Genomic DNA, 23,015 nt, shown 5'->3' on the forward strand with positions numbered 1-23,015 from the left:
TGATCGACGCCGGCAAGCAGTCGCTCGGACAAAAAGAGGAGGCGCTGTTCCGGCAGGATGTCCAACGGCGCCTACAAGCCAACCGCAACCCGAACCGGGGGTACGAGATGTGAGGCTGGTGCTCTGACCGCCTCACTCGTCCTCAGCGAACAAGCCGCGGCTTTCGAAACGTGTCTCGAGGGCCGCAGGTGCCATCTCGGCCTTCAGGCGGTCAAGACGGGCGTGCAGCCAGCGGACGAACCGGCCGACCCGGGCGGGATCTCCGTCCCGGCAAGCGCCGCGTCGAGGGCGATGACATACCGCTCAAGCTGGCGGACGCGCTCATGTTCGACGATCAGTTCGTCGAGCGCCGCGCTCCGCCGCTTTTCCAGCGCCGCACGGCGCTCGGCCTCCGCCCGCCGGCGCGCCTGCTCTTCCGCCTCCCGGCGCCGCCGCTCGTCGGCGTCCCGGTTCTCTTGCTTGGTGACCGCCATGGCGACGACCTCGGCGACGATCGTCACCGCCATCGCCTCGAGTTTGCGCCGGCCATGGTCGGCGTAGGTGCGGCGCATGGCCGGTCCCCATGGACTGTCGCGACGGACGCGGACCTCCTCCAAACGCACGGCGAGACGGCCCTGATGACGCTCTTCCCATTTCGGGATGTGCGGCCGCCCCCATCCAGAGGCATGGCCATAGCGTTTCCGGTCAGCCTCCTGCTTCGCCTCCCAGACCGCGAGCGCCTGGAGCTCGGCCGGGGTGGCGGTGTGCGCGACCTTGTCGGCGACTTCCATGAGTTCGACGGTGACCGTCTCCCCCTCCACCTCGAAACGGGCGGAGCCCTCCCGGGCGTCAAGGACGACGCCACGGCTGGCGGCGGCGCGCGCGAGCTCATCCAGCACCACGCCCACCCGTCCCACCGAGACTGGACGGGCCGTGACCCGGATGACGCCGGCGCCGCGGACGCTCACCAAGCCCTGGGCGTCCGGCTTGGCCTTTGCCAACTTGGCGAGAGTGGCGTCGACCAGCCGGTCGCGCGGCGCCGGAACGGAAACCGTCGCGGGATCCGTCCCTGCCCTCACCGCCTCGCGTGCCGCGGCGGCGGCCGGACTGACAGCCAATCCCAGCCCCGGGTGGATAAGGATGCGGTCGCCACCGGTCCCATCGGACGGCCGCGGCGGCAGCGGGATCACACGCACCGGCTTGTTGTGGGCTTTCTTCATCCAATGGCCGCAGGGCGGGGTCGGCACCTCATGCTTTTTGCAGAGCGTCTGGAGCGCCGTGCTCGACAGCCCGAACTCGGCCGCGAGTTTGGTCATCGGCCGCTCCCAGACCAGGGCATGGAGTTCGGCGCGCGTCAGGACGGTCGTCATCGGGAAATCCTCCCCCCTCCGCAGCGCGTCCTCCCGGATGCCGACGGTCCCTCCTCGCGAAGCGCCTCCTGGCCTCCCCTTCGAGGCTGGACAGGGCGCATCGCGCGGTGTTTGGCTGATAGGCTCTGCGTGAACAGGTCGGAGGAAGGCGGTGATGAGTGTGACCCTGCGGTTCCGCGAGGAGGGGCCTGCGTTCGAACGCGCGAAGGCCGTAGCGGACGAGCTCGGGCTGTCGATCGAGGATTATCTGCTGGCGTGCGTTGCAGAAGGGCACAAGGTCCTGCGGGCCCGCGCTCCGTCAACCTGGCTGGACCGCGAGGAACCGGCCTTCGTCCGACGCGGCCTGCCGCCATCCATTGCTCTGGCTGTGATGGATTGAACAGGACGGAAAACGTTTGTTGCCTCGCCGGCTGCCGTTCCGCGACGGCCCCGGCCGTGTGATGGTCGACCCTTTGGTCGCCTGAAGCCGACACGGAGCGCGGGATGGAAAAAGGACGGTCCATCGCAGTCTCCGGTCCTGACTGCCGGCATGAGCGGCGCTGAAAAGCGCTGTGCGCGCGTCAACAGGGTTTCAGCACGCCGCCACCCGCCCGACCGGGTCACACCGAACGATGCTTACGGTCGGCAAGCGTGCCTACTTCCTCGCAGGGCGGTTCGAGGGAGGATCAGGATAACGGAAAATCTCCAGCTCAGCACCCCTGGTCAGCGCTCCTCGAAGCAGGGGTGTCCTCACGCCAGAACTGCAGCTGTTCGGGCAGCGCCGCCCGCCAGTCCAGGACCGCCTGTGCAGCTTGCGCCATGGCAGCGGGCACGGGGTCGGTGGCCTCGTCGACGGCTTCGGCTCTTGCCTGCCATCTCGCATGGCATGCGGACCATTCTGCCGTCGACGACCAGCTGCTTGGGGTCAGGATGCAGAGATAACGATTTGGCTGCGGGAGCGGATTCGGCAGGGATGGCGGGTGCTGTACCAGGATCGACTCCGCCACAGAGGCGGCCGGCTCACCCCGTGGGGTGAGGCAAGCCCGTTGATGACGCTTGAGTGCCGGATCGTTCACGCGTCCCTCTCCTTATTAGCCCTTACCATTGATGCGGCGCGCGCAAAGGCGCGCGTCTCCGCATGGGATGGCCGGCTAGCTTTCGCCAGATACCGGACGTTTGCCCGAGAGCAGCCCGAAGGGCGGCTGCTTCGCCGGGCCGGTCACCGAAGGTGTTAACGCGGCCGTCACTGCCCGCACCCCAGACGCCAATTGGATAAGCTCCAACCTCCTCTGCGACCCAGCCGGCGAGGTCTCGGTCCAGCCCATACTGGACGGACCCGCGGGCTTGAAGGCCGGGGTCGATGAAGGGGGCGGTTTCGTCGTCATGGAGGCATCCCTCGCGAAGGTTGAGGCGAAAAGCTTCGTAATAAGAAACGGCCCTGACTGCTGGCATGGGCGGCGCTGGAAAGCGCTGTGCACGCGTCAACAAGGTTTCAGCACGCCGTCCCCCGCCCGACCGGGTCACGCCGAAAGCGCTTACGGCTGGCGAGCGTGCCGACGTCCTCGCAGAACGGTTCGAGGAAGGTCAGGATAACGGAAAATCTCCAGCTCGGCCCCCTTGGTCAGCGTATCCCCGGTTCGCACTTGTCCTCACGCCAGAAATGCAGGTGCTCCGGCAACGCCGCCCGCCAGGTCAGGACCTCCTGAGCCGCGTCGAGGCAGTCTTGCGCCCTCGGATTGTTCGGGTGTCTGGCCACGAGCTGCTCGCAGCTCGCGCGGTAAACAAGCCAATCCTCCGTCGGTGCTTCACGCCCAGGATTGTCCAGCAACCACGGGACCGGCCCCGTCACCGGCTTGGTCGGCGTTCCCGGCGGATGCTGTGCGTAGACCGAGTCCAGCATCGAAGATGCCGGCATCCCCTGCATGTTGAGCAAACGCCGCTGCATCCGAAGCGATAGCGTTGAGGCGTTGGTATTCATCATCAGTCCTCACGCCAGAAATGCAGATGCTCAGGCAGCGCCGCCCGCCAGGTCAGGACCTTCTCGGCCGCCTCCAGATAGGCCGCCGCCAGCGGATTGCCCGGGTTGCGCTCCACCAGCCTGGCGCAGGTCTCGCGGTAGGAAAGCCAGCGGGAGGTCGGCGCGTCCCGGGTCGGGTCGGTGATCAGCCATTTCACTTGGCCCGGCCCCCCCGTCGGAGTGCCCGACGGATGCTGCGCGTACAGGGATTCCTCCGGCGTCGAAGCCAGCACGCCCTCGATCGTCAGGAAGCGCCGCTGCACCCGCGACGGTGGATTGGACAAGGTGATGTTCATCGTCCCTCTCAGTGTCGTCGTTGATCAGGGCTTTCTGCCGGCCCGCCGCGGCGCGATCACGGCGCCGATCCGGCTGCGTGAGGTCCGCCCCACCCCACTATCCTCGGCAAAGTCACGCCAGCGGTCCACCGCGCCGCGTATCTGGTCGATGATGCCAGTGACATCGGCCGGCGGAATGGAGAACTCCGCCGCCATCGCCCGCAGCTGCCGCTCACCGGGATCCCGCCCTTCGCCCAGGATGGCGGTCGAATGCTCGCCCCCGGGTCCGTCCGCATAGGTGAGGTCGTAGGCCGGCGCCAAGGACCAGCTGCCCGTCCGGTCCATCAGATAGGCGAACTGGCGGCCGTGATCATCCCGATTGTGGGCGAACACGTTGAAGGCGGCGCGCCGGAACATCTCGACCACCGGCCGGTGATCCTTGGTGAGCTGGAAGGTGAGGATCATCAGCGTCTTGTAGTCCAGGCTCGGCTGCCGGAAGTCGGCATGGAGGTGGCCACAGGCGGAGTGAAGGTGGAGCCGGCCAGCCGGACCGACACGGTCGAACCGCTGCGCTGCGAAGTAGGCCGGCGACTTCGGGCTTCCGCTCGGCAGCAGACAGGTGGGCGGCAGGGTCAAACCGGCGGCGCGCGCCATCCCGGCATAGGCCTGCTCGATCGGACCGATGTCCGCCGGGTCGTCCCTGCCGCGGAACTTCACCAGCCAGTGCGACCAGCCCTCCGGCGCCACCAGGGCGCCGTGGATCAGAGTGCCGCTCTGATCGTCGCGGCAAACCACCGCCTTCGGCCGGGCGCCGCCGGGCGAGCCGCCCACCCGCAGCAAGGTGGGGAAGAGCGCCTCGGGCGCCCCTTTGAGGACTTGGCGGCTCTGCGCGGCGATCTGGTCGAGATCGATGGCGCCGGTGTCCACGGGCTCCTCGGTCTCCGGCCGGTAGACCAGGGCGCCCATCGCCCATTCTCCCATGCAGGCCAGCATGTCGAGGGGCGTCAGCGACAGGGGATTGATCTTGCTGGCGGCGGCCCGGCGATGAATCAGCAACCGCCCCCACCCGTCGGGCAGGCTGTCGTCGAACACGCCGTGGAGGCCGGAGAACGGCGCGTCCGGCCCTTGCAGAACGCCTGGCCGCGGGGTCCGCAGAAACCAGGACAGCACCCGCCCGGAGGCGAGGAAAGCATCGTCGAACTCGACATAGGTTTTCCCGTCGCGGCTGGCGAGGCGGCCGACGGGCTCCTCGTCGCCGTCCCCCCAGCGCAGCGACACCGCCAGAACACCGACATGCTTCATGTAGCCACCGTCCGGCGCTTGCCCCGCTGGCGCTTTGGCCGGTCGATCACCTCATCGAGGCTGCGGAACTCCGGTTCCGGGAACAGCGCGCCGAACGCCTCGATCGCGTCGAGCACCACGGCGACGCGGATCAGCGCATCGAACGCCAGCTTGCCGCTGGCCTCGAACCGCCGCAGCGTCCAGATGTTCACCCCGCTGCGGTCGGCGACCTCCTGCTGGGTGAGTCCAAGGGCGACCCGCCGGGCACGGGCACGCGCGGCCACGCTCCGCGCCACATCCCCCGGGGCCATGAGGCTGAGTGGGATCATCAGACAAGTTATCTCGGATACTCCGCCATAAGTTGGATTATGGTCCAACTTATGTCTAGAAACAAGGCAGCCTCCGCTCAAACGTACCTGTGGCGATGCGTGCCAACCGCACATCCTGAAGGGGCCGCCATGCCGACCTCGGACCAGTCCGGCCAGCATCCCCCAGATCTGCCCCTCAGATCCGGATGCGCTCGACCTCGTCCAAGCTGACCCGGTCGCCGCGGCGGTCGTAGAGCTGGGTGGTGCGAGTGGAGGCGTGGTTGGCCATGGCGGCGGCGGTCTCCAGCGTACCGCCGTTGGCCAAGTAGGCGGTGATGCCGGTGGCGCGGAAGCTGTGGCAGCCGAGTGGCGTGGCGATGCCGACGGCGGCGGCCCGGCGGCGCACCATGGCGTGGGCACTCGCCTGCGGCAGCGGACGCTCGGACAGCCGGCCGGTGCCGCGACCGATCGTCCGGAACAGCGGCCCTTTGGGATCGTCCCCCAACCCGCTGCCGTCCAGGTAGGCCACCAGATAGTCCTCCAAGACATGGTGGCAGGGCAGAGCGTGCGCCTTGCCGCCCTTCTCGCGCAGCCGCACCCACAGCCGGCGGCTCTGGGGATAGACGTCCTCCACCCGCATTGCCAGGGCGGCGCCGACGCGGGCGAAGCTGTAGACCATCAGTCCGATCAGCGCCCGGTCGCGCAGGCCGATCACGGTCCTCCCATCGATGCTGCCGAGCAGCGCCCGGGCTTCGGCCGGATCCAGCACCGGGGTTTTCCCCACCCGCACGACATGCCGCGGCCCGCGCACCGAGGCGGCTGGGTTTACCGCCACCACCTGCCCGATCACCAGCCAGTCAAACAGATGCCGCACCGCCGCCAAGCGCTGCTTGGCCGTCGGGGCCGTGTGGCTGCGCGTCAGCCCCTCGATCCAGGTGGCGACGTGCAACGGCTGCACCGCGGTGAGCGACGGCACCCCGGCAGCCTCGCACCAGGCTAAGAACTCACCGGCGGCCCGCACATAGGCCCGCCGGGTGTGGGGGTTGCGGATCTCGGCCGCGAAGAATTCGAGAAACCGTATCGCCGCCCGATCGCCAGCGGCCATCACCAACGACGGCAGCACCTCGGGAGAAGAGAGCGCGAGCAGCGCGGTCATGCCCGTGCCGCCCGCCGGGCGTCGACGATCCGCAGGAGGTGGTTGGCCAGCAGCACGATCTCGATCGCTTCGGCTGGGTCCTCGAGCGCAACGTCCCGATGGGAATGAGGGTTCTTGTAGGATCCCATTGCGCCGGAGAACAACTCCATGCGCGCAACCTGCTCACCCTCATCGACCGAGGTGTCGGTCAGCGGTCCCGTCTTAACGGCAAAGGCGGCCCGCATGAGCTTCTGCCCCACGAGACCATCCGGCATGCTTGTCGCTTCGCGGACGGACACCTCGACCGCCTTCATGGCTTGGAAGACCGCGACGTCATACTCGCCCCGTATGAAGGCCGACCAGACGGTCTGAGCAATTGCAGTGTGCAACGTCTCGCGCGGTAGTCGGCGGGCGGCAGCAAAAGCCTTGAGGTCGGCTTCACTTTCGAATTTTCGAGCTCGTCGGCTTAGATGCTTGTAGCCTGCCTGTCCTTCAACTGGATCCGGGATGATCAGGCCCTGCGCCTCAAGCCAGCTCCACGACTCAAAGAGTGCAATGGTGACCTCATACCTGCGTTCATCGCTATACCCAGGGCGCTCGTCTGGAGTCCGTCCCCAGAGCCGGGCGATTTCAGAGCTCGGACTGAATCCCCCTAGATGCTCTCGGGCTCCCTTCTTCCGGTCACGCATAAGAAGCAGCAGTTTCGCTCCCAGCTCCTCAGGTTCAAGAGCGAGCAGGACATCGGCGTCCGGAATATAGTCAGGCAACTCCCACATTAGGCAAACCCCTGATTTGGACGGCAGTCCGCTCGCCGGTGGCGACCAGATCCGGAGGAATTGGTGAGCAAGTCAGTGCAGGATGGTTCATAACCTGGCTGCCCGATCGAACCGCCGCAGCAACAGGACAGCTGTGATCAACACAGTGTGCAGCCGGAAGGTGCTGTCATCCTCGTCCGAAAGACCGGGGTGAGCACCCTGTGGGTGCAGGCGCTTCACAAGCCCGTTGATGAAGCCTTTCCCATCATTGTCCCACTCGTTCAGAGGAAGGCTTAAAAATCCCAAAGCAGCCAGCTTTCCCCGGCGGGCTTGGCCACTGCCGAGAGTGCTTGCACTTGGGTCGAGCTTGACGGCGAGTTCGTCGAGCAATGCATCGAAGAAGGTGCGGAGTTGTCCATTTGCCGACGCCCATTTGCCGCGCGTGTGCGCGTCGAATGCCTGCTCAAGATGCCCTTTGGCTGTTGTAAGCCCGTGTTGATCCAAGAGACGCATCAGTTCAGACTCGGTCTCTGGAACTCCAAGATCAGCGGGCAGGGTTCTCCTAAGCCCCCCATCTGCGATGACGAAGCCATTCTGTTCCAGAATGCGTTTGAAAACCTCCATGGCTGGAGTGAGTCGAGGCGACGAGGACCATGGATGTGCTGGTCGATTTGGAACGAGAGATGCCGCTTTCTCGACAATTACTGTTTTCAGCGGTTCTCCATCGACAGTGTGCGTGGGATGATTATCAACAAAAAGCTTTAAATCATTCATACGCTTCGTTGAACTCACGCCCTCGCCACGCACATGCGTATAGACCGAAGGTCCAAGCTCCATCATGAAGGAGCTAATTTGCGCTTGATTGAGGCCATCAATGACATCAATTGCGGCTAGTACAGTCCGTCGAGAAAACTCTGCCATAATCACCTCTTCTTAATTAATAGAATTTTGATCCTTAGCTAGGTGCGTGTGCGTCAGCACCTCGACCCGCGCGATAATGTGCAGCAGTTTTACGGTATCGAGTGCTGATACGCCGACGTTAGCCATGGTCGGATGACCATGGTTGCTGTGATGTGCGCAAGTCGTCTCACCCACCACTTCCGCGCGCCACAAAGCGGCGGAGCGCTGCTTTGTCCTCTGGTGCCAGCACGACACCTGCAGTGGGATAGTCTGGCTGAATGACCTTCCGGACCCTTCCATTGGGGAACAGGTGCAGAAGAGCGCGGAACGCCGGATTAAACCGCCGCTTGGTCCAGCCGGTCTTCGCGTGAAGAGTTGAGGCGTTGCCCGTGTCCTCGGCGAGCATGATGCGGGCGACCTCCATAGCGTCGGCGGCGGTGTTCCATCCCATGAGTTGAGGGTCGACTTGCTCATAGAAGAAGGGGGTCAGGTTTGCGTGCCAGTTTCCTCCCAGAAAGCGCTGCATACGCAACAAGCCAAGGGCCTCAAGCTCATAGGACGCGTCGGCGACGGCTTGCTTATCCAAGCCGGGAAGCAACGCGCACAGGTCCGTCAGGTCATACCGTTTCTGACCAAGCCCGTCCGGACAGGCACGAGCGAGCGCCGCAATAAGCTGAGCCGCGGCGCCGCTGACTGTTTGTTTTGGCGCCAGCAGCTTCTCGTGTTGGTCGAGGCGCTCGGAATGCTCGTTCGTCCGGTCGGAGATGGCTTCCTGCCAAGCCTCCCTGTCCTGCTCCGCCTTCGGGGGATGCGTCGTACGGTAGAGGCCGGTAAGCACGTTGCCCCCCGGCACGAGCTCAACCACTGCTTCTGTGATGGTGCGTCCGATCTCCCGCTTCGGGTCGGCGGCGGGGGGCCTAATCGGCTTCCGTTCATCCTGGTCGCTCATTGTCCCTCTCACCTCCATTCGGCAAGTCATTAACATGTGATAAAGGACATTATCACATATAAGGAGGGGGAGGAGCAGGAGCTTGGCTGCAGCTGGCGGTACGATCGCCTCGGAGAATATGATAAGTACGCAGTAGGATCGCATTTTCCTGTTGCGGCGCTCGTTGCCGGGGACTATGTTGACCATGCAGCACGATCGCATGGTGAGACGCAATGGCCCCCACTCCTCAAGTTCCCTTCCTCGCCACCGAACTCCTGGATGAACTCCGCACCATCCTGCTGTTCACCGCCGATTTCCTGGCCATGACGCGCAGCGCCGAAGCGGCAGCCGCCTTCATCGGCTTCGACTCTGAGCAGTACCATTCCGAAAGTCCCAGCCGTGTGGCTCTGGACTCCTTCCGCATCGCGCCCACGATGACGGTCATCTACGATTATGCTTTTCAGGTTGGCGAAGCCCACCGCTTCAGTGAAGCCCACCTGCAGGATGCTCTTGTCTTCATTGACGGTGTTCCCCGTGTTGGTGGACAGGGAGCCGATGGGGGCATGACTCATCCCTACATGGGGGAGGATGGTTTGTGTCGTCGCGCCGTAACGACCGCCAATGCCCGTTGGAAGCTGGAGAGAATATTTAATTTTGATCTCTCAGTTCGTGAGTTGGCGCTCCTCGCTGGTATGACTGAAGGCGCAGTCCGCAACGCGCTTGCTGCCGCCGGTATCAAAGCCAAGGGAAGCCGGACCTACGTCAGCAATACCTTTGCCCGGGAGTGGCTAGCGGGCCGCCGGAGCTTCGTTCCGACCACCTGTTGGGAATATACCCCCGACGCCGCCCACCTGGACATCGGCACCGCCCGGACTGTCTCTGATCTCAGCATTGCTCTTTCCCGGCGAGCCGAGCAGAAGGGCTTGTCCGTAATTGCTCTGTCCACTGCCTCCACCGTGGTTCCGGAACGGACCGCCGCTTGGCTCGATGGCACCCCCGATTTGGACGTTGCGACTGCCGTGGCTCTGGCCACCGCCCTTGACCTAGATCCGGCACTGGTCGCCGGCCGCACAGTCGAACTGCTTCTGCGCCAATCCTCCTGATCTCCCAAGAGGCCCGTATCATGCTTGAGGTCCACGACTTCACCCGCCATGCGCGGGAGCGCGCCACTGCGCGCGCGTTTCCGCCGCTGGTGGCCGAACTCATCCTCGACTATGGCGAGTCCCGCGACGCCGGTGATGGCGCCCGCACCTACGCCCTGACCCGCGCCAGCATGCGCACCCTGCGCCACCGCGCCGGCCTAACCCTCGTCAAGGCACTGGAGCCCTATCGCAGCCGCAACGCCTACGTCATCGCCGCCGCCGGCCGGGTCATCACCTGCGCCTACGCCCCCAAGCCTCTGTTCCGTTAGGAGCTGTCATGGATACCCCCCTGTTCGCCCGCTTCGCCTCCCTCCTCCGCGACCTCAGCGACGACGCGCTCGAGGCGGAGATCCGACAGCCGCAGCGTCTGCTCCTCGACAGCCGTCTCCAGGGCGGCAAGCGCATTGACGTCGCCTACGCCCCGTTCGAGCATGTCACCCCAGGCGCCCGGATCGTTCTGGTTGGGTTGACGCCAGGGCGTCAGCAGATGGGCAATGCCCTACGCGAAGCCCGTCGCGCCCTCCGCCAGGGCCTGAGTGCCCCCGAGGCCCTCGCCGCCGCCAAGGTCTTTGCCAGCTTTTCCGGCCCGATGCGTTCCAACCTGGTCGCTCTACTCGACGGCATTGGGGTTCATCGTCTGCTCGGGCTCGCCTCCACCGCTTCCTTGTGGGGCGCGGACGCTGGTCTGGTCCACTTCACCTCGGCGCTGCGCAACCCGGTGTTCGTCGACGGCGCCAACTACAGCGGGGTGCCGTCGATGCTGACCACGCCCCTCCTGCGCGAGCAGCTGCAGGCTGGCTTGGCCGCTGAGCTGGCGGCTCTGCCTGGGGCTCTGGTGGTGCCGCTCGGGCCCAAGGTGGCCGAGGCGGTGGAGGCCCTCGCCCGCCAGGGCGTGCTCGATCCTGCCTGCGTCCTCGCCGGCCTGCCCCACCCGAGCGGTGCCAACGCCGAGCGCATTGCCTTCTTCCTCGGTCGCAAGCCGCGGGCAGCGTTGTCAGCCAAAGTGGATGCCGACAAGCTCCTTCGGACCCGCACAACCCTCACCGCCCAGGTGGCCGCGCTTGGCTGAACCATCCCAGGACGAACTGGCTTGATGCGGAACGCCGGACCAGCATCATGCTGCTGGTCCTCCGGCTTCAAAGTTACGACGTCATAGATCGTTGCGTATGACAGGGGCCGCTGATCGGGCGGGATGGGCAGCGCACACGAGCTTCGCCAAGTCCAATTCGCCCTCTGCGCCCCAGCCGGCCGTGCCAGCCTTCACCTCCGGCCGGAACGCCTGCCGGGCGAGGTCCGCTGCTGGGAAGGAATGGGCCAGCCCTGTCATGGCTTGGCGCACCTCCTCCAACTCCTCTCCGAACTTGCTGACCAAGTACCGCTCTACGCTCGGCGGCGTGATCGGTTTGCCCTGGCGCACAGCACGCAGGCCGTCTTTGGTGTGAACGGCAGGGATCGATCGCCCCATGAGGTCGATGTGGATCTCCTCGCCCGGCTGGAGTGCCTTTCGCCGATCGCCCACCGTCTCTGGTGTCGGCTCATAGATCCTCAGCCGGACGCCTTTGGCCTGCGCCGTGAGACCCGACAGAGCCTTGCCCAGAGTGAGGGCCTCATCGCGGTCCAGGCCCAACCGTTCCGCCACCGCGGCGGCCCACAGCGTCAGCACCGGCGCCCGGTTGATCATGATCTTGCGGTGCGAGGACGGCATTGTCTCACTCTGCTGTTGATCCCCTCCCCTGAACGGGGCCTCAGACCAGTAGTTCCTCTGAGGAGGGGGTCAGACCGGACCGAAGCGGCCAGCAGGAGGCAGGGAAACCTGTGTGGCCAGCTGCGTGGTGGACCCGGCAGGATTTGACCCCGCAACCAGACCATTATGAGCGGCCAGCTCTAACCGTTGAGCTACAGGTTCGTTGAGGATGGTGCGTCTGGAGGGACTTGAACCCCCATGACTTGCGTCACTGAACCCTAAATCCAGCGTGTCTCCCAAGTCCACCACAGGCGCCGTGGTCGGAGCGGCCGAATTCGAACCGGCGCCCCTCTGCTCCCAAAGCAGATGCTCTACCAGACTGAGCTACGCTCCGTCACAGGGTGCCGGGTGAACCATCCCAGGGCAAACTGGATACTCAATGTGGAACGTCGGAATGGCATCGGCTTCGCAGATGAATCAGTCTGGCAAATTAGACAGTATGTGTTCAATCTCAGCGCGTCGCTCCCGGATGCGGCGTTCCTCCGCGTCGAGCTTTGCTAATTCCTTCTCCAGCGCCTTTCGGCTGGGCGAACTAGCCGGCTGCGACGAATGCACGCGCAGTTGCCGGCGGAACGCGACGACGTCTTCTCGCCGCACAGTGGGATTGACTAGGCCAGCGGCCACAGCCTGTTGCTGTTCCTCTGGCTTCAAGGTCACGACCTCGTAGACTGTCGCGTATGAAGGGGGCAGCTGATCAGCGGGGAAGGGCAGCGCGCCTGTGTCGACCGCCTCCGCCACCTTCATCAGCATGTTGGCCGTGCGGTGGCTGAACGGCATGTCGCGCTCCACCATCTCGCCGAACTCGCCATGCTCCAGGCGCGCTTTCGCTTCAATGAGGTGGCGACCGACATCTAGGAAGGCGTCGTTCGCCCGCTTCCACAGACGCCCGATTTCCTCGATAAATTCGCGACGTGTTTCCAATTTAATCCGGGCGGATACAAGGAGATCGCCGCGATTATCTCGGTGGCGCTCTGCCGGCACCAAGCCATCGTCGCCAAACGCTGATCCTAACTTCTTACGGGCTGGCTTCGTCGTCGGAATCACAGACCGATCCTCCGCCGGACTTCCTGCCACAATGCTGCGACCTCGTCCGCCCCGCGTCCGCCGACCTCCGTCACGCCGTAACCATTGGCCATCGCACGCACTACGTCGACGCTGTCGGGGATCGCCGCCGCCGCCACATCGCCGGAGCGAATCAGCCGGAGGCGGGCGCCGTCTGTCTCTTTTACCCGCGGCTTCACCCGGTTGAGGCAGTAGATCGCCGGCCGGTCGAGAGCCTGGACGGCGCGCATGATCGTTTCGACCGAGCGCACATCATCAGGTAGCGCCTGGGTGGGAATCATCACCAGTTCCGACGCCAGCACCAGAGCCTTGAAGCCCTCCGGGTCCTTCTCGATTGCGGTGGGGGTGTCCACCAAGACGAGCTGTGCTCCGGCCGTATTAGCCCATCGTGCCGCGGCGGAGGTTTCGGCGGTGTACCCTGGAACTGGCGCAGCGTCGGCATCAGCCCGTACACGAGCCCATTCGGCGGAAGTCCCCTGCGCATCGGTGTCAATTACCGCTACCGGTACTCCGTCACCAACAGCAGCAGCAGCGAGGTTGCGCGTCAGCGTGCTCTTTCCGCTGCCGCCCTTCGGTGAGACGACGGCGATGATCTTCATGAAATGGGCCCAGCCAGTCGCTTAGTAACCGGTGGCCGGCTGGGGTGCAGCATGATGCAACCAGATTCCACTCCGACCCGAGCGTCCGGATAAGCGGCCAGAGCCATGCGTAGCGCCTCGGTGAATGGCTGCTTGAAGGTGCGCAGAGAAGCGCAGCCGGCACCGAATTGTGCGTACAGTGCCTGCCAGGAGACCGGTGTTGGCCTGCTGAGGCTGTGCAGGCGGTAGGCAAGCCAGACATAGATGTCTATCGACAGGGACTTGTTGCCGATGGTCCGCAGCGCGGCTTCCGAAACTGGCACCGGGTGTTCAATCAGGGAGTGATAGAACGCCTCGTTGAGCTTGACTGTCTCGCGCCATAGCATCGGCTGAGCATCGTCGTTCAAAGCACCTGTCAGTTCAATCGCGCTGTCGACGAACGCACCGTTATCACGTTGGCGAGCGCCGCCCTGATCGCTGAAGAAGGTCAGGCGGCAAGCAGAGATTCGTTTGGCTTGTTCTGTCACGGCTTTGTAGGTCGCGCCACCGATGGCACCGATCCCCATGGCGGTCATCCATGCCTTCATGGATCGCCCGAGTTCGACCTCCCGCGATCCCGTCCGGAGGGCTTGGGTCTGGAGATAGATCAGGATCATGCGGGCTTTGGAGCCGTAGGGCACGCCGATCAGCTCGCCTTTCTCTGTGCAACCAGATTCCACCAGCAGCGTGACGCGATGTCCTTCCCTGCGCCAGAGCCGTTCCGGTGTGTTCTTGTGAGGTAGGGAGGTCAGGGCAAAGCCCGCATGGCAAATGCCCAGGCTTTCACCTTCATCGGCGAGGACGGCGGCAGCGATCTCCAGTTCTTGCCGTTCCAGTTTGGTGTCGGCAAGGTCGCGCGCACGCTCCAGCCCATGGGCTGTGATGAGATAGTGGATGTTCCCCATGGCACGCATTCGGCAGGTGTCAGCGGCTCCGGTCAATGGTGGAATCTGGTTGCCGGGCTATTCGAAAGCTATTTGGATTATAACTATTTGCTTGGCAACCAGATTCCACTGAATAAGCTGATTCGCGTCAACCAGACTCCACTTCCTCGCAACCAGATTCCTGTGAATAGGTTGGTTTGATTGGTGACGTCTAGCCCTACAGGCATGGGCATGAAGTGCGAATCGGGTAGACTGTTGCATCTTAGTGGGGAGCAATGTGAATCGGCATGGGGTTTCGACGCCAATCGGCACAGTAACCCACTGAGAATATGAGAACTCTTTGAGTCCTCTTTGTGTGCTGTTTCACAGGCAGGTCAATATCTTAGCTACAATTTTTCCCCGCAGGGCAGCGGAAGACTTCAACTAAAAAGTTGACGACAGCCCGCTGTACCCGTCAAAATTAGGAGATGTGGCGTGCACACTCCCACGGCGGGTCCTTGTAGACAGACGAGATACAATAAATGGCTCTAACTATCCAATTTCTCTTTGATCGCCCGCAGCAAGAAATTGGGTCAATGATTTCAGACCGATTGGAGCGCTCCCTTCGGGCATCCGTCGTTGTTGGGTTTGCGACCGATGACGGGCTTGCCGCAATTTCTCCGAGCATAGTTGCGTCGCCGAGGAAAATTGAAAGTTTTATTCTTGGCGCAGCGACGTTCCGTGGCTTCGAAGTCTTGGAGCAGCTGGCTGCCCGAGGAGTTCCTGCGGATCGACTGTTCGTCCATCTCGGACACACCCGATCCTCTGGAATGGGAGGAAACGGGTTTGTAAAGTTCCATCCGATGATGCACAGCAAGATCTACCTCATGGAGCTTCCGGGCGGCCGCAGCGCTGCTTTCGTGGGTTCGCACAACCTCACGTCATATGCCATGAACGGGAAGAATGGCGAAGCGAGCGTGCTGGTCGAAGGACCGTCCGACCATCCGGAATTCCAGAAGGTCCGCGGGCACATCGCCGACGCCCGTCGCCAGTCCGTCCAGTTCGACGCCTCCATGAAAGACGGATACGCATGGTGGACGAGTCAATTCCTCGAAGGAATGCGCCGCGAGGTGAACATTGATGATGATGACGCCGAATCAATAAAGACTTTCGTCATTCTCACGCAAGGATCTCCTGACGACAAGCCGATCTCAAAGGAACGGGTGTATTTCGAGATTCCGGAAGGCCTTGGCAAGCTCAACAGCTTGGCCAGCGAGGTGCATATATTTGTGTTCAGGCATCTGCCAGCGTCGCCGATGGAGGCTTTGGAGCGCCTTGACGAGGCTGAATACTCACTGTGGTGCAAAACGGAAGGCTTGGAATTGGGCAGGGGTGGTGTGGAATTGCAAGCGGAATGGGAAATCAAGGGGCGTCCCCGGCCGAGTCTGCAGCGAACAAAGAAGCCATTCCGCCCAAGGCCTGTAACTGGCATGCAGCAAGTTCGGGTGGTTGTCTACCGGGAGGTCAAAGGGCGCTTCAAGTACATCTTTGAGGCAAAGGATCGTTGGGAGCCGGTGTACAGCCATGAAGACTCCATGGTCGCCGGGATGGATGTGGAGCGCGATGTTGCCGACCAGCCTCGAGGGTCGTCATGGTTTCTGGTCAAAGGATTGAGCCGGGTAGATGGGACGACCAAAAGGAAGAAAGAGGCTCTGAGGCTGACATCTCCAGAAAACGGCCAGTTCATTCTTTATTCGATGCGGAGAATCGACCTTGACAAGTATGAGGTCGGAAAGAGTGACATGGAATAATGGCGATCATATTTGAAATATCACGTCTATTTCTTAACGATGCATTATCGGATTGACGGTGGCTTGGCCCTGCCTATTCTGCGCCGTGCAAAAATTGGCTGGAGCGTGGAATGGCGGAAATCAACAGTGCCGGCGCGTTCTTGGCGGACTTCATCTGGAAGAACGCCGAGGATCTCTGGGGCGATTTCAAGCATACGGATTTCGGCAAGATCATCCTGCCGTTCACCCTGCTTCGCCGTCTGGAGTGCGTGCTTGAACCCACGCGCGAGGCCGTCGCAAACCACGCCGCGTCGCTGAAGGACAGCGGCATCGACCTGGACGTCATCCTGCGCCAGACGACGCGCTACCCGTTCTACAACACCTCCGGCTACACGCTGGCGACGCTCGGCAGCACCAAGACCCGGGAGAACCTCCAGGACTACGTCGCGCGGTTTTCCGACAACGCCCGCGTCATCTTCGAGCAGTTCGACTTCACCAACACGATCATTCGCCTGGACAAGGCGGGGCTGCTCTACCGCATCTGCCGGAACTTCGCCGGCATCGACCTCCACCCGGAGGTGGTGCCGGATCGGGTGATGAGCAACCTCTATGAGCACCTGATCCGCCGCTTCGGGGCCGAGGTCAACGAGGGGGCGGAGGACTTCATGACCCCCCGCGACGTGGTGCATCTGGCGACGACGCTGCTGCTCGACCCCGACGACGCCCTGTTCGAGGCGAGTCCCGGCCTGATCCGGACCCTGTATGACCCGACCTGCGGCACCGGTGGTTTCCTGTCCGACGCCATGGCGCATGTCGATGGGTTCCATAGCCGCTTCAAGGTGCCGCCGGTCCTGGTGCCGTACGGCCAAGAGCTGGAGCCCGAGACCCACGCGGTCTGCCTCGCGAACATGCTGCTCCGGACGCTGGCCTCCGATCCCGGCCGCGACCTGTCGCGCAACATCGCCGGCCCCTTCAGCACCCTGTCGCGCGACGCCTTCGCGAACGAGCGATTCCACTACGGCCTTGCCAATCCTCCGTTCGGCAAGAAGTGGGAGAAGGACCAGAAGGACGTCGAGCGGGAGCATGTCGAGAAGGGCTATGCCGGCCGCTTCGGTCCCGGCCTGCCGCGCATCAACGACGGCTCGATGCTGTTCCTACTTCACCTCGCCAGCAAGCTGGAACTGCCCGGCAAGGGCGGCGGACGCGCCGCCATCGTGCTGTCGGGATCGCCGCTCTTCAATGGCGGGGCTGGGTCGGGCGAATCCGAGATCCGCCGCTGGCTGCTGGAGAACGATCTGGTGGACGCCATCGTGGCGCTCCCGACGGAGATCTTCTTCCGCACCGGCATCGGCACCTATCTGTGGATCCTGTCCAACAAGAAGCCTGCGCACCGCCGCCGCACGGTTCAACTCATTAACGCCACCGGCCTGTGGGTTCCGATCCGCAACGAGGGCAACAAGCGTCGCAGGATCGGCGAGGATCAGCAGCGCCGGATTGCCGACATCTACGCCGCCGCGGAGAACGGCGAGCTCTCCCGCATGCTGGATCATCGGACCTTCGGCTATCGCCGCATCCGGGTGCTGCGGCCCTTGCGCATGCGGCTGTGCATCGACGCCGTGGGCCTGCGCCGCCTGCGGAAAACGAAAGCATGGGCAAAGTTCACGCCCGCGCAGCAGCGGGCCTGGGAAGCCGCGTTGACGCCGCATCTGGGCGAGGCGCATGCCTTCGCCTGGGCGGAGGCGTTCATCGAGGCGGCGGCGGACCGCGCCACCGGCAAGGTCGGCAAGAGTTTCGGCAAGGCGCTGGTGGACGCCTTCGGCGTCCGCGACCCCGACGGCGAGCCGGTGCTGGACCGCGATGGAAACCCGGTCGCCGACAGCGAGTTGACCGACTACGAGACTGTGCCGTTGACCGAGGACGTGCACGAGCACATGGCGCGCGAGGTCTTGCCCCATGTGCCGGATGCCTGGCTGGACGAGCGCTTCCGGGACGACAAGGACGGCGGGATCGGCCGCGTCGGCTACGAGATCAACTTCAACCGCTATTTCTACAAGTATGCGCCGCCCAGACCGCTGGAGACGATCGACGCCGAACTGAAACAGGTGGAGGCCGAGATCGCGGCGCTGCTAGGCGAGGTGACGGAATGAGCCACTATCGCCGATACCCGACCTACAAGGATTCCGGCGTCGCGTGGATCGGCGAGGTGCCGGAGCATTGGATCTTGATGAAGTTCGGCAGACTAGCGCGTGTTATGGAAGGACTGGTTGATCCTCGTGTCGAGCAATACCGCTCGATGCCGCTCTTTGCGCCAAATCACATTGAGAGCGGAACCGGACGGCTGTTGGCCGTTGAGAGTGCAGAGCATCAAGATGCCGAAAGCGGAAAATACCTCTGCAAGGCAGGGGCTGTCGTTTACTCTAAGATTCGTCCAGCATTGGCTAAGGTCATCATTGCCCCAAAAGACGGGCTTTGCAGCGCGGACATGTATCCGCTCACGTGCTCGGAAAAGACGGAACCACGATGGCTCTTTTACCTGATGCTGTCTCAGCCATTTACGGCATGGGCAGTATTGGAATCGGATCGGGTGGCCATGCCGAAAATCAATCGAGAATCCCTCTCTGATCTGGTGGTAGCTGTTCCGCCAGTTGCTGAACAGCGCGTCATAGTTGCAGACATTGAGGCTCAACTTCCACGGATCGACGCGCTGATCGCGAAGAAGACCCGCTTCATCGAGTTGCTGAAGGAGAAGCGCGAAGCGCTGATCACCCACGCCGTTACCAAGGGTCTCGACCCAACCGTGAAGATGAAGGATTCTGGCGTCGAGTGGATCGGGGAGGTGCCGGCGCATTGGGAGATTGTTCCACCGACCGCACTTTTCACGGAAAGCAAGGAACGGGCACATGATGGCGATGAACTCCTATCGGCAACGCAGAAGTACGGTGTCATCCCTCTAGCTGAGTATGAAACCCTGGAGCAGAGACAGGTCACAAAGGCTGTCGCGAACCTGGAAATCCGCAAGCATGTTGAGGTTGGAGATTTCGTAATCAGCATGCGGAGCATGGACGGGGAACTCGAGCGCGCCCGTGCGATCGGTAGCGTTCGGTCGTCCTACTCCGTCCTAAAGCCTGGTCCTGATGTCGATGGTCGGTTTTTCGGCGCGCTTCTAAAGTCAAGTCTCTATATCCAGGCATTGCGTTTGACCTCGAATTTCATCCGCGACGGGCAAGATTTGAACTTTTCCCATTTCCGTCAAGTGCGACTACCCAAGCCACCACTTCAGGAGCAAGTTGAAATCGCAAGTCATTTCGAAGCGGAAACATCTAGAATCGACATTCTTATCTCCAAGACCGAGCACAGCATCACCCTCCTCAAGGAGGGCCGTTCCGCGCTCATCACCGCCGCCGTGACCGGCCAGATCGACTTACGGGAGGCCGCATGACCGGCGACACCGCGCATCGGGAAAAGCATTTCGAGGCCTACATCGTCGCCCGGCTCCGGGAGCAGGGCTGGCAGGTCGGCGAAACCGGCGGCTACGACACCGAACGCGCCCTCTACCCCGACGACCTCGTGTCCTGGCTGGAGGCGACCCAACCCGCGAAATGGGCCAAATTCCGCAAGGACCACCCGGCCGACCCGAGCGGCGCCCTGATGGATCGCGTTGCCAAGGCGCTGGACCGCGACGGGACGGTCCAGGCGTTACGCCGGGGCCTCGCCGTCGCCGGTTGCGGGCAGATCGACCTGTCGGAAGCTGCCCCCGAAGACGCGCGCAACCAAGAGGTCATCACGCGCTACCGGGCCAACATCCTGCGCGTCGTGCCGCAGCTCCGGTACCATCCGTCCCGTGAGCTGGCGATCGACCTGGTGTTCTTCATCAACGGCATCCCAGTCGCCACGGTGGAGATCAAGACCGACTTCACCCAGTCGTCCGAGGCCGCCGTCGAGCAGTACAAGACCGACCGCCTGCCGGTGGACCCCAAGACCCGCCGGCACGAGCCGCTGCTGACCTTCAAGCGCGGCGCGGTCGTGCATTTCGCCCTGTCGGAGTCCGAGATCCGGATGGCGACCAAGCTGGACGGGGAGAACACCCACTTCCTGCCCTTCGACCAGGGCAATGCGGGCCGGGCCGGCAACCCTTCCCGTTCCGACGGCGAGTACCCGGTGGCCTATTTCTGGGAGAAGGTCTGCCGGCGGGATGCCTGGCTGCGCATCTTCCACAGCTTCGTCTATGTCGAGAAGAAGGACGTGGTGGACCTGAGGGGCAACTGGTCCAAGCGCGAAACGCTGATCTTCCCGCGCTTCCACCAGTGGGACGCGGTGAACGCCATGGTCGCCGACGCCAAGGCCCACGGCGCCGGCCGGCAATATCTTTGCGAGCACAGCGCCGGCTCCGGCAAGACCAGCACCATCGCCTGGACCGCGCACGACCTGATCCGCCTGCGCCGCGACGACGGCAAGGCCGTGTTCGACAGCGTGGTCATCGTCACCGACCGCACAGTCCTGGACAGCCAGATCCAGGAGGCTGTCAAGCAGATCGATCACCAGTTCGGCGTCATCGCCGCCATCGACCGCCAGAAATCGTCGAAATCGAAGAGCCAGCAGCTCGCCGAAGCGCTGACGGCCGGAACACCCATCATCGTCGTGACGATCCAGACCTTCCCCTATGCGATGGAGGCGATCCTCACGGAGCAGGCGCTGAAGGACCGGAACTTCGCTGTCATCATCGACGAGGCCCACGCCTCGGTGACCGGGACCGCCGCGACCAAGCTGCAAGCCGCCCTAGCGCTTCATGGCAAGGACATCGCCAAGCTGAGCGTCGAAGACCTGCTGGAGGAGATTCAGAAGTCCCGGGCGCGGCCGGCGAACATCAGCCATTTCGCCTTCACGGCGACCCCGAAGCACTCCACCCTCATGCTGTTCGGCCGCACGCGCGATGGCCTGCCCGCGACCAAGCAGAACCTGCCGGACGCCTTCCACAAGTACCCCATGCGCCAGGCGATCGAGGAGGGCTTCATCCTCGACGTGCTGAAGGGCTACACGCCCTACCGGACGGCCTTCAACCTTGCCAAGCAGGTCGAGGACAAGGGGCGGGTGAGCGGCAAGGCCGCCAAGCGGGTCCTGGCCCAGTGGATGGGCCTGCACCCGACCAACGTGACCCAGAAGGTGCAGTTCATCGTCGAGCATTTCAGCCGCAACGTTGCGGCACTCCTCGACGGCAAGGCGAAGGCCATGGTCGTCACCAGCTCGCGCGCTGCCGCCGTGCGGTACAAGCGGGGCTTCGACGCTTTCATCACCAAGCACCCGGAGCACGCCCACATCCGCTCCCTCGTGGCCTTCTCCGGCAAGCTGACCGGCAAGCAGGTGATGCACAGCGACGACGAGCGCTTGGCCGGTGATACCTTCGTGGTGGACGAGGCTGCCGAGTTCACCGAGACGAGCATGAATCCCGAGGTGGCCGGGCAGGATTTGCGTGTCGCCTTCGAGCGGCCGGAGTACCGGGTGATGCTGGTCGCCGACAAGTTCCAGACCGGCTTCGATCAGCCCAAGCTTGTGGCGATGTACATCGACAAGAAGATCGCCAACGACGTGGAGGTCGTGCAGACGCTCTCGCGTCTGAACCGGATGGCGCCGGGCAAGGACGAAACCTTTGTCATTGACTTCGTGAACGAACCGGAGAATGTCCGCCGCGCCTTCGCAAAGTACGATGCCGGGGCGGTGATCCATGATGTCCAGGACCTGGATGTCGTCTATGACATCCGCCGCCAGCTCGATGCCCACGGCATTTACGAGACCGCCGACCTGGAGATCTTCAAGGCGGCGCGATTCAAGAGCCTGCGTGCCATCACCGGTTCGCGCGAGCCGGAGCACAAGGATCTGTACGCAGCCACGGAGCGGCCGACCCGCATCTATAACGAGAAGCTGAAGCTGCTGCGGGAGGCGATCGCCACCTGGGACGCTGCATACGAGAGGGCTCGTGGGACTGGGAACGAGGCCGGCATGAAGTCGGCGGACCATCACCGCCGGGAAAGTGCCGAGCGGATGGCGGCGCTGACAGCCTTCCGGGGCGGCCTGGGGCGCTTTTGCCGCGCCTACGCCTATATCGCCCAGCTCATCGACTTCGGCGATCCGGACCTGGAGAACTTCACCGCCTTTGCCAAGCTCCTGGGCAAGCGGCTGGACGGCGTGCCCGCCGACCGCGTGGACCTGAAGGGCCTGGTGCTGTCCGGCTTCGACATCAAGGCGCGGACGGAGGGGGCGGGGGAGGACGCGGATGTGCCGGTGCTCCAGCCCCTCGGGGCGGGCGGCGGGGGCAAGGCAGACCAGCCCAACTACCTAAAGGAGATCATCGAACGGCTGAACCGGCTGTTCGGGGACGCGACGCCGCTGCGTGATCAGGCGATGTTCGTCAACCACATCACCGCCATCGCCAAGGAAAGCGACGTGGTGATCGCCCAGGTGGAGAACAACACGCGCGAGCAGGCGCTCAAGGGCAACCTGCCGGGCGCCGTGCAGCAGGGTGTGGTCCGGGCGCTTACCTCACACCAGAAGCTCGCTACGCAGGTCCTCAAGTCGGACCGGCAGGCCATGGCCGCGCTCACTGACCTGATTTACGAGCTGATCCGGGACCGGCGCATGGTCGATCTGGATGGGCTGGATGCTTGAGCTGCTGAGCCTGCCGAGCATCCATCCGATGGACCCCAGAGTTTGGATGGGACCATCACGAGGAGAGCGCGCTAGGTGTTAGGCAAACAACGTGAAGGTGGAACAGCCTGAGAACACCGGCGCAGGCCGTCTTGTCCGTTATTCCGTCCGGCATTCAAGATGTCCGGAAACCCGTCGAAAGAGGATGTTTCCGGACAGTTTCCGAACTGG

The 23,015-nt window shown here is 63.5% G+C and carries 21 protein-coding genes and 3 tRNA genes; 8 read left to right on the top strand and 16 right to left on the bottom strand.

Going from position 1 to position 23,015, the window contains the following annotated elements; all coding sequences use genetic code 11:
- Nucleotides 1-203: 203 nt before the first annotated feature.
- Nucleotides 204-1,349, bottom strand: coding sequence for a hypothetical protein (locus ACWPN3_RS28410; RefSeq protein ID WP_492261915.1), 1,146 nt, complete (start codon nucleotides 1,347-1,349; stop codon nucleotides 204-206).
- A 154-nt stretch (nucleotides 1,350-1,503) separates the two neighbouring features.
- Between ACWPN3_RS28410 and ACWPN3_RS28415 the strand changes: the two genes are divergently transcribed.
- Nucleotides 1,504-1,728, top strand: a complete 225-nt coding sequence (locus tag ACWPN3_RS28415) for a hypothetical protein (RefSeq protein ID WP_395459872.1) — start codon at nucleotides 1,504-1,506, stop codon at nucleotides 1,726-1,728.
- Nucleotides 1,729-2,949: 1,221 nt separating this feature from the next.
- Here the strand turns inward: ACWPN3_RS28415 and ACWPN3_RS28420 are convergent.
- From ACWPN3_RS28420 to ACWPN3_RS28455, 8 genes are all read right to left on the bottom strand, one after another.
- On the bottom strand, nucleotides 2,950-3,309 hold the full coding sequence (locus tag ACWPN3_RS28420) for a hypothetical protein (protein ID WP_492243219.1): 360 nt from the start codon (nucleotides 3,307-3,309) through the stop codon (nucleotides 2,950-2,952).
- The gene (locus ACWPN3_RS28425) at nucleotides 3,309-3,641 is read right to left on the bottom strand and encodes a hypothetical protein (protein ID WP_395459874.1); all 333 of its coding nucleotides are present in this window, start codon (nucleotides 3,639-3,641) and stop codon (nucleotides 3,309-3,311) included. Before ACWPN3_RS28425 ends, ACWPN3_RS28420 begins: the two co-directional genes overlap by 1 nt.
- A 24-nt stretch (nucleotides 3,642-3,665) precedes the next feature.
- The gene (locus tag ACWPN3_RS28430) at nucleotides 3,666-4,922 is read right to left on the bottom strand and encodes a type II toxin-antitoxin system HipA family toxin (protein ID WP_395459875.1); all 1,257 of its coding nucleotides are present in this window, start codon (nucleotides 4,920-4,922) and stop codon (nucleotides 3,666-3,668) included.
- The gene (locus ACWPN3_RS28435; protein WP_492261916.1) at nucleotides 4,919-5,185 is read right to left on the bottom strand and encodes a helix-turn-helix domain-containing protein; all 267 of its coding nucleotides are present in this window, start codon (nucleotides 5,183-5,185) and stop codon (nucleotides 4,919-4,921) included. The genes ACWPN3_RS28430 and ACWPN3_RS28435 overlap by 4 nt, the downstream gene beginning before the upstream one ends.
- A 220-nt stretch (nucleotides 5,186-5,405) precedes the next feature.
- Nucleotides 5,406-6,365 (bottom strand): tyrosine-type recombinase/integrase, encoded by a 960-nt coding sequence (locus tag ACWPN3_RS28440; RefSeq protein WP_492243217.1) that lies wholly within the window; start codon nucleotides 6,363-6,365, stop codon nucleotides 5,406-5,408.
- Nucleotides 6,362-7,120 (bottom strand): TIGR02391 family protein, encoded by a 759-nt coding sequence (locus ACWPN3_RS28445; RefSeq protein WP_395459878.1) that lies wholly within the window; start codon nucleotides 7,118-7,120, stop codon nucleotides 6,362-6,364. The genes ACWPN3_RS28440 and ACWPN3_RS28445 overlap by 4 nt, the downstream gene beginning before the upstream one ends.
- Nucleotides 7,121-7,207: 87 nt before the next feature.
- A complete protein-coding gene (locus ACWPN3_RS28450; RefSeq protein WP_395459879.1) occupies nucleotides 7,208-8,020 on the bottom strand; it encodes a hypothetical protein in 813 nt (270 codons plus the stop codon).
- A 166-nt stretch (nucleotides 8,021-8,186) separates the two neighbouring features.
- On the bottom strand, nucleotides 8,187-8,948 hold the full coding sequence (locus ACWPN3_RS28455; RefSeq protein WP_492243214.1) for a hypothetical protein: 762 nt from the start codon (nucleotides 8,946-8,948) through the stop codon (nucleotides 8,187-8,189).
- A 212-nt stretch (nucleotides 8,949-9,160) separates the two neighbouring features.
- Between ACWPN3_RS28455 and ACWPN3_RS28460 the strand changes: the two genes are divergently transcribed.
- From ACWPN3_RS28460 to ACWPN3_RS28470, 3 genes are read left to right on the top strand one after another with little or no spacing between them, the layout of a single operon-like run.
- Nucleotides 9,161-10,030, top strand: coding sequence for a hypothetical protein (locus tag ACWPN3_RS28460; RefSeq protein WP_492243213.1), 870 nt, complete (start codon nucleotides 9,161-9,163; stop codon nucleotides 10,028-10,030).
- Between the two features lie 20 nt (nucleotides 10,031-10,050).
- Complete coding sequence (locus ACWPN3_RS28465) at nucleotides 10,051-10,338, top strand: hypothetical protein (protein WP_492243212.1); 288 nt, start codon at nucleotides 10,051-10,053, stop codon at nucleotides 10,336-10,338.
- 8 nt (nucleotides 10,339-10,346) lie between these two features.
- Nucleotides 10,347-11,138: a hypothetical protein gene (locus ACWPN3_RS28470; protein ID WP_492243211.1), complete on the top strand. Its 792-nt coding sequence runs from the start codon at nucleotides 10,347-10,349 to the stop codon at nucleotides 11,136-11,138.
- Nucleotides 11,139-11,219: 81 nt separating this feature from the next.
- On the opposite strand, the gene ACWPN3_RS28475 is transcribed toward ACWPN3_RS28470, so the two are convergent.
- From ACWPN3_RS28475 to ACWPN3_RS28505, 7 genes are all read right to left on the bottom strand, one after another.
- Nucleotides 11,220-11,774 (bottom strand): hypothetical protein, encoded by a 555-nt coding sequence (locus ACWPN3_RS28475; protein WP_492243210.1) that lies wholly within the window; start codon nucleotides 11,772-11,774, stop codon nucleotides 11,220-11,222.
- A 125-nt stretch (nucleotides 11,775-11,899) separates the two neighbouring features.
- Nucleotides 11,900-11,975, bottom strand: a tRNA-Ile gene (locus ACWPN3_RS28480).
- An 8-nt stretch (nucleotides 11,976-11,983) separates the two neighbouring features.
- A tRNA-Leu gene (locus ACWPN3_RS28485) sits at nucleotides 11,984-12,068 on the bottom strand.
- Between the two features lie 2 nt (nucleotides 12,069-12,070).
- A tRNA-Pro gene (locus tag ACWPN3_RS28490) sits at nucleotides 12,071-12,147 on the bottom strand.
- A gap of 83 nt (nucleotides 12,148-12,230) precedes the next feature.
- The gene (locus tag ACWPN3_RS28495) at nucleotides 12,231-12,857 is read right to left on the bottom strand and encodes a DUF3102 domain-containing protein (RefSeq protein ID WP_492243209.1); all 627 of its coding nucleotides are present in this window, start codon (nucleotides 12,855-12,857) and stop codon (nucleotides 12,231-12,233) included.
- The gene (locus tag ACWPN3_RS28500; protein ID WP_492243208.1) at nucleotides 12,854-13,474 is read right to left on the bottom strand and encodes a nucleotide-binding protein; all 621 of its coding nucleotides are present in this window, start codon (nucleotides 13,472-13,474) and stop codon (nucleotides 12,854-12,856) included. The genes ACWPN3_RS28495 and ACWPN3_RS28500 overlap by 4 nt, the downstream gene beginning before the upstream one ends.
- The gene (locus ACWPN3_RS28505) at nucleotides 13,471-14,397 is read right to left on the bottom strand and encodes a replication protein RepA (protein WP_492243207.1); all 927 of its coding nucleotides are present in this window, start codon (nucleotides 14,395-14,397) and stop codon (nucleotides 13,471-13,473) included. Before ACWPN3_RS28505 ends, ACWPN3_RS28500 begins: the two co-directional genes overlap by 4 nt.
- A gap of 500 nt (nucleotides 14,398-14,897) precedes the next feature.
- Between ACWPN3_RS28505 and ACWPN3_RS28510 the strand changes: the two genes are divergently transcribed.
- The 4 genes from ACWPN3_RS28510 to ACWPN3_RS28525 all read left to right on the top strand — a co-directional run bounded on the left by ACWPN3_RS28510 (nucleotide 14,898) and on the right by ACWPN3_RS28525 (nucleotide 22,805).
- Nucleotides 14,898-16,166, top strand: coding sequence for a phospholipase D-like domain-containing protein (locus tag ACWPN3_RS28510; protein WP_492243206.1), 1,269 nt, complete (start codon nucleotides 14,898-14,900; stop codon nucleotides 16,164-16,166).
- 110 nt (nucleotides 16,167-16,276) lie between these two features.
- The gene (locus tag ACWPN3_RS28515; RefSeq protein WP_492243205.1) at nucleotides 16,277-18,292 is read left to right on the top strand and encodes a type I restriction-modification system subunit M; all 2,016 of its coding nucleotides are present in this window, start codon (nucleotides 16,277-16,279) and stop codon (nucleotides 18,290-18,292) included.
- Nucleotides 18,289-19,584: a restriction endonuclease subunit S gene (locus tag ACWPN3_RS28520; RefSeq protein WP_492261917.1), complete on the top strand. Its 1,296-nt coding sequence runs from the start codon at nucleotides 18,289-18,291 to the stop codon at nucleotides 19,582-19,584. The genes ACWPN3_RS28515 and ACWPN3_RS28520 overlap by 4 nt, the downstream gene beginning before the upstream one ends.
- A complete protein-coding gene (locus ACWPN3_RS28525) occupies nucleotides 19,581-22,805 on the top strand; it encodes a type I restriction endonuclease subunit R (RefSeq protein ID WP_492243203.1) in 3,225 nt (1,074 codons plus the stop codon). Before ACWPN3_RS28520 ends, ACWPN3_RS28525 begins: the two co-directional genes overlap by 4 nt.
- Nucleotides 22,806-23,015 lie beyond the last annotated feature (210 nt).

This window comes from Azospirillum sp. UENF 111221 (assembly GCF_058780625.1).